Source organism: Promicromonospora kroppenstedtii DSM 19349 (assembly GCF_000515355.1).
GTDB classification, from domain to species: Bacteria; Actinomycetota; Actinomycetes; order Actinomycetales; family Cellulomonadaceae; genus Promicromonospora; species Promicromonospora kroppenstedtii.
In genome coordinates this window covers 149,005-159,184 of record NZ_KI911641.1, presented here as the reverse complement: position 1 = coordinate 159,184, position 10,180 = coordinate 149,005, and the positions used below count along the sequence as shown (strand labels likewise).

Below are 10,180 nucleotides of genomic sequence, written 5' to 3'. Positions count from 1 at the left end.
TGAGCGTCAGCCCGGCAGCCCGCGCCGTGGGCGTCAGGTCCGTGACGCAGGTGCCCGCGAGCGCCGCGAGGTCCGTGTCGGCGCGGTCGAGGTCGAAAGTGCCGGCCGCGAGGCGGGCGCTGAGCATCAGCTCGTCGACCAGGCGCAGCATGCGCCGCCCGTTGCGCTCGATGACCTCCACGTGCCGGCGCTGCTCGTCGTTCAGGGAGCTGATCCCGAGGAGCTGGGCGTACCCGATGACGGCGGTGAGCGGCGAACGCAGCTCGTGACCGACGACGCCGAGCTCGGCGTCCACCGCATCACGGCTCGCGTTGTCGCCCGAGCTCTCACCCGCGCTGACGCCATGGGTGTTCACGCGTGCCCCGGCCCGCCGGCGACGTCGTCCGCGGTCACGGCGTGCGCCGGCGTCAGGCGCATCGTGGACCGGATGGTCTCCAGGGGTTCGGCGTACCGGCCGCGGGTGAACCGGGACCAGTAGCGGGCGGTGGCACGCACGATGTCCTCGTCCATGTAGTCGCGGTGCGCCTGGGACGTGAAGGCGCGCAGCATGCGCAGCTTGGTGTCCAGGTGCTCGTCGATGTCGATGAACCGGTTGGGCTGGTAGGCGATCGTGCACGACGGGCTCTGGAAGCACGCGAGGTCGGCCACGGCGCGGGAGGCGACCTGAACGGCCTGGTGCACGGCGCGGTGGTCCTGGTGCCGGTCGTGGTTGCTGTGGGTGTAGACCTGGTCCGGGCGGAACTCGCGGATCACCTCCTCGACGGCGGTGATCGGTCCCGACGCCGGGTCCAGGTGCGTGTCCTCGAAGCCGAGGTGGATCAGCTTCGCGCCCACGATGTCCGCGGCCTCCTGGGACTCCCGGCGGCGGGCCTGGGTGTCGCCGCCCACGGAGCCGCCCGACATCGTCAGGATCACGAGCCGGTCCCCGCTGCCGGCGTGCGCGGCCAGGGTGCCGCCCACCCCGATCTCGACGTCGTCCGGATGGGCGCCGACCGCGAGGACCGTGCGGCTGCGGGTCGCGGCCCGCCGGTCGCGGCCACGCCGCACCAGGGTGGTGGCCCGCTCGACCAGCGTGTCCACGTCGACGGGTTTGACCAGGAAGTCGTCGACGTCGCCGCGCAGGGCACTGACCGCGTAGTCGACGCGGTTGTGCGCCGTCAGGACGATGATCGGCACACCGACGGCGAGCCGGTGCACCTCGGGCAGGATCTGCAGGCCCGAGCGCCCGGGAAGCTCGACGTCGATGACCACGAGGTCGAACTTCGCGCCCTGCAGGGCCGCCAGGGCGCTCTCCGCGTCCGCGGCCAGGACCACGTCGACGCCCGCGTGCTGGGCCAGGACGGTCCGCGTGAACTCGCCCGCGTCCGGGTCGTCCTCGACCACCAGGGCGGACCACGCGGGGGACGGAGCACCGGCCACGTCGTCGGTCATACGTCCTCCTCCACGCAGGAACCAGCCCGCCCCTTGGTCGCCCTACCTGTAAGACGGTAGGCACGAATCCCGCGACGCGCCTGTCGTCGCCCCTCGTCAGGCACGCGTCACCCCCCGCTCACCCCCGGGTCACCCGCCTGACGCCGGGCGCGAACGGGACCCTCCGTGGCACGATGAGAACCGCCGGAAGGGACGGGCAGATGCTGAAGACACTCAGCTTGGCGACGCGGGCAGCGGCCCGATGAACCGGCGGATCCTGGTGGTGGACGACGACGAGGCGATCCGGGACGTGGTACGCACCGGCCTGGAGATCGTCGCCGGATGGACCGTCCAGCTCGCCACCAACGGGGCCGACGCCCTGACGATGTGCGCCGCCGACCCGCCCGACGCGGTGCTGCTGGACGTCATGATGCCCACGATGGACGGCCCGTCCACGTTCGGGCAGCTCCAGGACGAGCCACGCACCCGCAGCGTGCCCGTCATCTTCCTGACCGCGAAGGTCCAGCCCGCCGAACGCCGCCAGTACGAGGGCCTGGGGGTAGCCGGGGTGCTCGCCAAACCGTTCGACCCGCTCACCCTGCCCGACCAGATCTCCGACCTGCTCGGTTGGCGCGACTGAGCCACCCCACCACCGCGGCGCGTCCGGCGGAGAGGTGGTGGCGTGGGTGAGACGGCGGGCTAAACTGCACGCTCGCGAAGGGTGCCCTACGCTCGGGCACATGGGGCCGCGGCGCGACGCTGCACAGTCGAAGGACAGGTTTCTGCGCTGGTGCTGGGTCGCCGGCGTGCTGGTCGTGCTGCTCGCCCTCGCCCTGGCCAGCCCACTGCCCCAGCCGGCACGCGAACAGATCTCCATGGCCGCCATCGCCGTGGCGGGCATCGTGGCGGCCATCAGCTGCGGGCACCGCGCGGTCCTGTCCACCGGCCGGCGCCGCCGGGCCTGGGGCCTGCTGTCCCTCGGCGCGATCGTCGGCCTGACCGGCAACGTCTACTCCAGCCTCGTCCGCGACCCCGCCACCGGGGACGTCGCCTACATCGCGGCCCTCCTGCTCGGCGTCGTCGGCCTGTCGCTCTTCCCCGCCGTGCGCCCCCGCGGCCAGGACCTCGTGCGCATGCTGCTCGACAGCGCCGTCGTCGGCGGCTCCGTGCTGTACATCGCGCTGTTCGCCGTCGCCCTGCAGTCCGAGCCCTCCCAGGCCGACCCCGCCCTGACCGCGTACGCCCTGCCCGTGGTCGACGCCCTGCTGGCCACCCTCGCCGTCCAGGTCCTGACGCGCTCCAACAGTGCCGAACGCGTACCCCTGGTCCTCGTCGGCGGCGGGTTCGTCCTGTACGCCGTGGCCGACGTCGCGTTCGCGCTCCTGCAGGCCCAGGGCGGCTTCACGTTCGGCAGCCCCGTCGACGCCGGGTGGGTCGGCGGCTACCTCGCGATCGCGCTCGCCGCACGCCACCCCGCCGCGTCCGGCGCCCCCGTCGTGGGCCGACGCGAGGCCGGGACACCCGTGCTCGGCACCGTCGTCACCTTCACCCTGTTCCTCGCCGCAGCCCTGGTCCGCGTCGGCCAGTCCGGCGACCACGCGGTGCCCTGGGTGGCCAACGCGCTGTGGGTCGTGGTCCTCGTCGCCGTCGTCACCCGCCAGATCATCGTCGTCGTGGACAACGAGTCCCTGCGCCACGGCCTCGAACGCCGCGTGCAGGAACGCACCACCCAGCTGCGCTCCCTGGCCAGCGAACGCGAACGCACCCTCGAGTCCGTGGCCGACGGCATCTACGGCGTCGACACCGCCGGCCGCGTCACCTTCGTCAACACGGCCGCCGCCTACACCCTCGGAGCCACCGTGTCCGACCTCGTCGGCCACGACGCGCACGCCACCTTCCACGCCCCCGCCCACGACGGCACCCCGCTGCCCGCCGACGGCTGCTACATCGCCGAGGCCCTGCGCGACGGCGTCACCGTCACCGCCGAGCAGGACACCTACCTGCGCCTGGACGGCAAGGAGGTACCCGTCGAGGTCACCGCCAGCCCCCTGCGCGACGACGGCGTGATCCGCGGCGCCGTCGTCGTCTTCCGCGACGTCACCGAACGACGCGAGGTCGAACGCATCAAGGACGAGTTCGTGTCCGTCGTCAGCCACGAGCTGCGGACCCCGCTGACCGCCATCCGCGGCGCCCTGACCCTCCTGGACAGCAACGCCCTCGCCGACTCCCCCCAGCAGGCCGACCGCATGGTCCGCATCGCACTGACCAGCAGCGAACGCCTCAGCCGCCTCGTCGACGACATCCTCGACACCGAACGCCTCGAAGCAGGAACCACCCAGCTCGACCTCGCCGACCACCACGTCGACACGCTCGTGGCCGCCGCCATCGACCAGGTCTCCGTCCTCGCCGACGACGCCGGCATCACCCTCGAGGCCGAGACCTCCCCCGAGATCGTCCGCGCCGACCCCGGACGCATCGTCCAGACCCTGACCAACCTCCTGGGCAACGCCGTCCGGTTCTCCCCCGCCGACAGCACCGTGCGCGTCAGCGCCACCCCCGTCGGCGACCTCGTCGAGCTCCGCGTGGACGACGAGGGCCGCGGCATCCCGCCCGACAAGCTCGAGGCCATCTTCGGCCGCTTCGAGCAGGTCGACGCCTCCGACACCCGCGAACGCGGCGGCTCCGGCCTCGGCCTGACCATCGCCCGCAGCATCGTCGAACGCCACGGCGGCCGCCTCTGGGCCGTCAGCCAGGGCGAGGGCACCGGGTCCAGCTTCCGCTTCACCCTGCGCCGCGCCGCCCCCCACCCACTCGGCCCCCTCCGCGCCCCCGAGACCACCCGCTCACCCCAGGCCACCCAGGTCGTCGTCGTCGACGACGACCGGTACGTCGTCGACGTCCTGCGCACCGTCCTGGAGGAACGCGGCTACGAGGTCGTCGGCCTCACCGACGGACAGGCCGCGCTCGCCGTCGTCGAGGACGAGCACCCCGCCGCCGTCGTCCTCGACCTCGCGATGCCCGGCACCAGCGGCGCCGAGGTCCTCAGCCGCCTGCGACAGACCGCCGCCACCGCCGACGTCCCCGTCGTCGTCCTGTCCGCCACCCGCCCCCACGACGCCCTGGAGACCGCGGCGCTCGCGGACGACTGGCTGGTCAAGCCCGTGGACCCCGAGCGCATCGTGGAGACCGTGCGGGACGTGATCCGCCGCCAGCCGCACCACGGGCGGGTGCTGCTGGTCGAGGACCACGAGGACCTGCGCACCGTCGTGGCCACGGTGCTGCGCAACGCGGGGCTGGTCGTGACCACGGTCAGCACCGTCGACGAGGCGCGCAGCGCCCTGGCCCACGGCGCGGACCCGGACCTCGTGGTGCTCGACCTGACCCTGCCCGACGGCGACGGCCGGGAGCTCGTGGCCGACCTGCGGCGCGACGGCCGCCTGCGCCGGGTGCCGCTCGTGGTCTACTCGGGGGCCGAGGTCAACGCGGCGGAACGGGCCGACCTGCGTCTGGGCAGCACCGTCTTCCTGACCAAGGGGCGGGCGGCACCGGACGCGGTGCTGCACTCCGTGCTCGACCTGCTGGACGCCGCTGCCGGCCGTGCCGGCGACGTCGGACGGCCCGACCCCCTCGACCCGCGGGATCCTCCGGACCCGCCTGATCGACCCGACCAGCCCGACCAGCACCCGACCACGAGGCCTCGATGACCGACACCCTGACCATCCGCGTGAGCTCGGGCAGCGGCACAGGGCGTACGCCCCTGGCGGCGTTCGACGCCGCCCTCGCCGCCGCCGGCGTGAGCGACTTCAACCTGGTGCGGCTCAGCTCGATCGTCCCGCCAGGGGCCGCCGTACAGGAGGTGGAGGGACGTGACCAGCTGCGCGGGGCGCACGGGGACCTGCTGTTCTGCGTGTACGCCCAGGCCCACGCATCGCTGCCGGGCCACGAGGCGTGGGCGGGCATCGCGTGGTCCCGGCACGAGGACGGCAGCGGGGCGGGCCTGTTCGTCGAGCACGAGGGGCCCTCGCACGAGCAGGTCTCGGCGGACCTCACGCACAGCCTGCAGGACCTGTCCGCCACACGCGGGAACCGGTACCACCCGGAGGGCCGCCGGATCACGGGCATCACCTGCGTCACGATGCCGGTGTGCGCCGTGGTCGTGGCCACCTACCGGCACGTGGGCTGGCAGGAGCTCCACCATGGCTGACGTCACCTTCGAGGAGGTCGTCGGCGGCGCCGACGCCGACGGGTTCTGGGAGCTGTACGTGCAGGCCTTCGAGCCCCTGCGCACCCGCGCCGCCGCCCGGCACGTCCTGTACCGCGAGGAGTTCGACGCCGAGATGGCCGACCCGCGCGTGACCAAGCTCCTGGCCCGCGACGAGCAGGGCGAGCCCGTGGGGCTGACCACCCTCGCGAAGGACCTGGCCGCCGTGCCCTGGGTCAGCCCCGAGTTCTTCGCCGCGCGCTACCCCGAGCACGCCGCGCGCGGGGCCCTGTGGTACATCGGGTTCACCCTGGCGCACCCCGGGCGGCGCGCCACCCGCACCTTCATGGACATGATCGACGCGCTCGTGGCCCACCTCGCCGCCAACCAGGTCGTGTGCGCCTACGACGTCTCCCGGTTCAACGACGACTCGCTGCGGTTCGCCGACAACCTGCGCCGCCACCTCGAACGCACCCAGGACGTCACGGTGGAGACCGTGGACCGCCAGGCGTACTACGCCACGACGTTCCACTGACCCGCGCCCTGACCGGCCTTGTTGACCCGCGCCGTGCCGTCTTACCGGGTCCGACACCGTGAGACCGGGTACCGTGAGGTCGTGGCTGCACGTAAGATCCCCGGCAATTTTCCGAAGCTCACCGTGGACGTCCCGTCCGACTTCATGCAGCGTGCCCGGTCGGTCGCGACCCGCGCCGCGATCGTCGCCGCGGCCGTGCCCGCGGCCGTGGCCGTCGCCCTCACCGCGACCGACATGGTCCGACGGCGCATCCACCCCCTGACGGCGAAGTTCCCCACCGAGAAGCCGCTCACCGAGCACATCGACGAGACCGCCACCACGGTCTACACGTACGGGGCCGACCTGTACGACGCGATGCTCGAGGCGATCCGCGGAGCCCGCACCAGCGTCATGCTGGAGTCGTACATCTGGAAGAACGACGAGGTGGGCCAGCAGTTCAAGCAGGAGCTGATCGACGCCGCCGCGCGCGGCGTCGACGTCTACGTCATCGTCGACGGCTTCGCGAACCTCGTGGTGCCCTACTCGTTCTTCGACTTCCCGCCCAGCGTGCACGTGCTGCGCTTCCCCGTGCTGCGCCCCGGCATGGCGTTCCTCAACATCCGCAAGTCCGGGCGCGACCACCGCAAGATCCTCGTGGTCGACGACGAGATCGGGTTTGTCGGCGGATACAACATCGGCTCTCTGTACGCCACGCAGTGGCGCGACACCCACGTACGGCTGGAGGGCCCGTCGGTGTGGGAGCTGCGCAACGCGTTCGTCGACTTCTGGAACCGGCACCGCAGGCCGCGCCACCCCATCCTGTCCGACGTCGGCTCCGGCACCTGGTTGCCGCACCTCAAGGCCGCCCGCAACGCGCCGTCCGAGCTGGTGTTCCCGATCCGCGGCCTGTACCTCGACGCGATCGACCGAGCCACGCACCACGTGTACATCACACAGGCCTACTTCATCCCCGACCACGACATCCACGCCGCCCTCCTCGCGGCAGCCGCCCGCGGCGTCGACGTCCGCGTCCTGGTGCCCCACCGCTCCAACCACGTGGTGGCCGACTGGCTCGCCCGCGGCCAGTACGCGTCCCTCCTGCGCGGCGGCGTGCGGATCTTCCTGTACGAGGGCGCGATGGTCCACGCCAAGACCGCCACCATCGACGGCAGCTGGACCACCATCGGCACCGCCAACATCGACCGCCTCAGCCTCACCGGCAACTACGAGGTCAACCTCGAGATCGTCGACCCCGGCCTGGCCGCCCGCATGGAGGACGTCTTCGCCATGGACCTGTCCAACGCCAGCGAGCTCACCCTGGCCCAGTGGGAGGAACGCGGCGCCGTGGCCAAGATCGGCGAATACCTGCTCATCCCCCTGCGGCCCCTGCTGTAGCCCAGCACCCGGCCGCTGCCCGCCGCCATCCCTGGCAGTGACGCGTGCCAGGGAAAGCACCACCCAGCCAGGTGTGTTGCCCTGAGCAGACATTGTCTACTCACGGCAACACACCCCGGGGAGCAACACTCTCCGCCGACCGTCCCGGCGCAGGAGTGGCAGGAGGTCAGACCTCCAGCGACTCCCCCGGTGCCAGCCGCGTGTACGTGTACTCACCACCCAGGCGCGCCGTGTCCAGCCAACGCCCCACGTTGCCGTGCCCGATCTCCGACAGGAACACGTCGTGGATCGGCACCACCGTCGCCGCCGGGACCGACCGCGCGAAGTCGATGAACTCCGCCGTCCGCAACCACGGCGCCGCCACCGGCACCAGCAGCACGTCCGGACCACCCTCCGGCGCCGCGGCCGGAGGGTCGAACGAGTCGCCCGGGTGGAACACGCTCGCCCCGTCCGCCTCGACCAGGTACGTCACGTTCACCGCCCGCGGGATCTCCGGGTGGATCAGCGCATGGTCCCCACCACCCACCGTGACACGCGCACCGCCGGCGTCCAGCACCTGACCGGGCGCCACCTCGTGCACCCGGCCGGCCGGGGCACCCGCCTCACGCAGGGCGCTGGCTGCCGGGCCGGTGGCCCAGACCTGGGTGTCCGGGTGCGCGGTGAGGTGCTCGACGACGGCGGTCGCGTCGACGTGGTCGACGTGGTCGTGGGTGATCAGGATCGCGCGCGCGCCAGCCAGGGCGGAGTCGGTGTCGCTGAAGGTGCCGGGGTCGATGACGAGCGTGCCGCCGCCGTCGGGCAGGGTGCCGGGCAGGCGGAGGGTGACGCACGCGTGTCCGTGGAAGGTGAGGTGCATGCTCGCAGGCTACGCCTGTGCCCTGGCAACAGCAGGCCGCCTGGTCGGGGTGCTGTGCACCCCGTGCCAGACGGCTCAGGAGTTGGTCGGAGGGCGGGTCAGACGGCGGAGCGGGCGGCCCTGCGCTGGGCGAGCTCGTCGCCCTCGACCTCGGGGACGTCGTCGGACTCGCCGGGTTCCAGGGTCTCGGTCGGCATCTGGGCCAGGGTGCCCTCGATCTCGCGCCAGACGCGTCCGACGGCGATGCCGAAGACGCCTTGTCCGCCGGCGACCAGGTCGACGACCTCGTCCGGTGAGGTGCACTCGTACACGCTCGCGCCGTCGGACATGAGGGTGATCTGGGCCAGGTCCTCCACGCCGCGTTCCCGCAGGGCCGTGACGGCGGTGCGGATCTGCTGGAGGGAGACGCCGGTGTCGAGGAGTCGCTTGACGACCTTGAGCACGAGGATGTCGCGGAAGCTGTACAACCGGTGGGTGCCGGATCCCGTGGCGGGTTTGATGCTCGGCTCCACGAGCCCGGTGCGGGCCCAGTAGTCGAGCTGCCGGTAGGTGATGCCGGCGATGTGGCACGCGGTGGTGCCCCGATAGCCGGTCGTGGCGTCCTGTTCCGTCAGGTCCTCACCGAAGAGGAGACCCTGCGCGCCGTGCGGGACCGTAGCGCGTGTGGCTCTCTCACCGCTGGTGTTCACTGTGCCTCCTGGGGTGTCGTGGCCACGCTATGGCGCGTCGAAGGTGATTTCAAAGATGCGCGCCGCGAAACGTCTCGGCGTGTCGCGGTTGGCCCGCTTTTCACCCGGTCCGGCCGCCGCCCTGCCCGCCCCCGCCGGGCGGGCCGGAGAAGTCCTCCGGTGTGACGTGGTCGAGGAAGTCACGGAAGCGTTCGACCTCCGCCTGCTGGTCGACGTCGACGATCTCGACGCCGGCCAGGGCGACGATCTCGGCGGAGCACAGCACGGGGCTGCCGGTGCGCACGGCGAGTGCGATCGCGTCGGAGGCGCGTGAGTCGAGGTGTACCCCGTTGCTCAGGACGAGCTCGGCGAAGTAGATGCCGCCCTCCAGCGCGACGATCTCCACGCGTTCGAGTGCGACCCCGACGGCGCCCAGGACGTCGCGCAGGAGGTCGTGGGTCATGGGCCTCGGTGTGGCGAGGCCGGCCTGGGCCATGGCGATGGCGCTGGCCTCGCGTGCGCCGATGACGATGGGAACGGCCAGGTCGGCGGCAGTGTCGAGCAGCAGCACGACGATCTCCTGATCGCGTTGCTGCTGTCGAACGCCGAGGATCTCCACCGGGACCATCGGCACGTCGTCCGGCCTCACGCTTTCACCGTACGGCGTCCTGGTGCCCCTCGTCGCGCGCTCGGGACAAGTTCCTGGTCACGGGCCGGTCCGTGGACGGCAAGACGTGCTCCGCGTCCCGGGCGTGCTGGGCGGGGTGTGTCGGGTGGGGTGTGCTCAGCCGAGGTCGTCGATGCCCTGGCGTACCCAGGCGGCGTGCAGGCGGGTGAACAGCTCGCCCATCTCGGCGGCCATGCTCGCGGCGCGGCCGCGGCCGGCGCTGGCCTGCTGGCTGCGCAGCGGTGCCACGACCTGGTCCACGAGTGTGACCTGCCGGTCGGCGGCGGTGCGGAAGGTGCGCAGGTGGCGGGGCTCGACGCCGAACTCGGCCAGCGCGCCGGCGATGCGTGCGACGTCGACGGCGCTGGGGCCGAACGTGCTGCCCGTGGACGGCAGGAGGCCGGCCTGGGCGAGGCTGAGCACGAACTCCTCGGTGACGCCGGCGGCCTGGGCCACGGCGGGCGCGGTC

The 10,180-nt window shown here is 72.4% G+C and carries 10 protein-coding genes and 1 pseudogene; 5 read left to right on the top strand and 6 right to left on the bottom strand.

Translation table 11 applies throughout. The features are described 5' to 3' along the window. A partial coding sequence (locus PROKR_RS08635; protein WP_036961913.1) for a sensor histidine kinase occupies window positions 1–355 on the bottom strand: 355 nt, incomplete at its 3' end. Next, the gene (locus tag PROKR_RS08630; RefSeq protein ID WP_036961908.1) at window positions 352–1,431 is read right to left on the bottom strand and encodes a PIG-L family deacetylase; all 1,080 of its coding nucleotides are present in this window, start codon (window positions 1,429–1,431) and stop codon (window positions 352–354) included. The genes PROKR_RS08635 and PROKR_RS08630, both read right to left, overlap by 4 nt. Window positions 1,432–1,672: 241 nt before the next feature. Between PROKR_RS08630 and PROKR_RS08625 the strand changes: the two genes are divergently transcribed. From PROKR_RS08625 to PROKR_RS08605, 5 genes are all read left to right on the top strand, one after another. Continuing rightward, entirely contained in the window at window positions 1,673–2,050 is a 378-nt protein-coding gene (locus tag PROKR_RS08625; protein ID WP_036961905.1) for a response regulator, read from the top strand. Window positions 2,051–2,150: 100 nt separating this feature from the next. Further along, entirely contained in the window at window positions 2,151–5,114 is a 2,964-nt protein-coding gene (locus tag PROKR_RS30630; RefSeq protein ID WP_157601964.1) for a response regulator, read from the top strand. Continuing rightward, complete coding sequence (locus tag PROKR_RS08615) at window positions 5,111–5,614, top strand: pyruvoyl-dependent arginine decarboxylase (RefSeq protein ID WP_036961902.1); 504 nt, start codon at window positions 5,111–5,113, stop codon at window positions 5,612–5,614. Before PROKR_RS30630 ends, PROKR_RS08615 begins: the two co-directional genes overlap by 4 nt. Continuing rightward, on the top strand, window positions 5,607–6,146 hold the full coding sequence (locus PROKR_RS08610) for a hypothetical protein (RefSeq protein ID WP_036961899.1): 540 nt from the start codon (window positions 5,607–5,609) through the stop codon (window positions 6,144–6,146). The genes PROKR_RS08615 and PROKR_RS08610 overlap by 8 nt, the downstream gene beginning before the upstream one ends. Window positions 6,147–6,290: 144 nt before the next feature. Beyond that, window positions 6,291–7,520 carry a phospholipase D-like domain-containing protein gene (locus PROKR_RS08605; RefSeq protein WP_036962058.1) on the top strand — a complete coding sequence of 410 codons (1,230 nt, stop codon included), beginning with the start codon at window positions 6,291–6,293 and terminating at the stop codon, window positions 7,518–7,520. Between the two features lie 166 nt (window positions 7,521–7,686). Here the strand turns inward: PROKR_RS08605 and PROKR_RS08600 are convergent, their stop codons facing one another. From PROKR_RS08600 to PROKR_RS08585, 4 genes and pseudogenes are all read right to left on the bottom strand, one after another. Beyond that, a complete protein-coding gene (locus PROKR_RS08600) occupies window positions 7,687–8,376 on the bottom strand; it encodes an MBL fold metallo-hydrolase (RefSeq protein ID WP_036961896.1) in 690 nt (229 codons plus the stop codon). A 98-nt stretch (window positions 8,377–8,474) separates the two neighbouring features. Continuing rightward, entirely contained in the window at window positions 8,475–9,065 is a 591-nt protein-coding gene (locus PROKR_RS08595) for a MerR family transcriptional regulator (RefSeq protein ID WP_036961893.1), read from the bottom strand. Window positions 9,066–9,165: 100 nt separating this feature from the next. Next, on the bottom strand, window positions 9,166–9,672 hold the full coding sequence (locus PROKR_RS08590; RefSeq protein ID WP_036961889.1) for a bifunctional nuclease family protein: 507 nt from the start codon (window positions 9,670–9,672) through the stop codon (window positions 9,166–9,168). A gap of 156 nt (window positions 9,673–9,828) precedes the next feature. Continuing rightward, window positions 9,829–10,180 (bottom strand): annotated as a pseudogene (locus tag PROKR_RS08585) (transcriptional regulator FtsR); the annotation flags it as partial.

What these genes read in the sequence shown, in the direction of transcription:
- PROKR_RS08605 (WP_036962058.1), top strand. Translation starts at nt 6,291, where the DNA reads ATGCAGCGTGCCCGGTCGGTCGCGACCCGCGCCGCGATCGTCGCCGCG.
- PROKR_RS08630 (WP_036961908.1), bottom strand. Translation starts at nt 1,431, where the DNA reads ATGACCGACGACGTGGCCGGTGCTCCGTCCCCCGCGTGGTCCGCCCTG.
- PROKR_RS08610 (WP_036961899.1), top strand. Translation starts at nt 5,607, where the DNA reads ATGGCTGACGTCACCTTCGAGGAGGTCGTCGGCGGCGCCGACGCCGAC.
- PROKR_RS30630 (WP_157601964.1), top strand. Translation starts at nt 2,151, where the DNA reads ATGGGGCCGCGGCGCGACGCTGCACAGTCGAAGGACAGGTTTCTGCGC.
- PROKR_RS08590 (WP_036961889.1), bottom strand. Translation starts at nt 9,672, where the DNA reads ATGGTCCCGGTGGAGATCCTCGGCGTTCGACAGCAGCAACGCGATCAG.
- PROKR_RS08600 (WP_036961896.1), bottom strand. Translation starts at nt 8,376, where the DNA reads ATGCACCTCACCTTCCACGGACACGCGTGCGTCACCCTCCGCCTGCCC.
- PROKR_RS08615 (WP_036961902.1), top strand. Translation starts at nt 5,111, where the DNA reads ATGACCGACACCCTGACCATCCGCGTGAGCTCGGGCAGCGGCACAGGG.
- PROKR_RS08625 (WP_036961905.1), top strand. Translation starts at nt 1,673, where the DNA reads ATGAACCGGCGGATCCTGGTGGTGGACGACGACGAGGCGATCCGGGAC.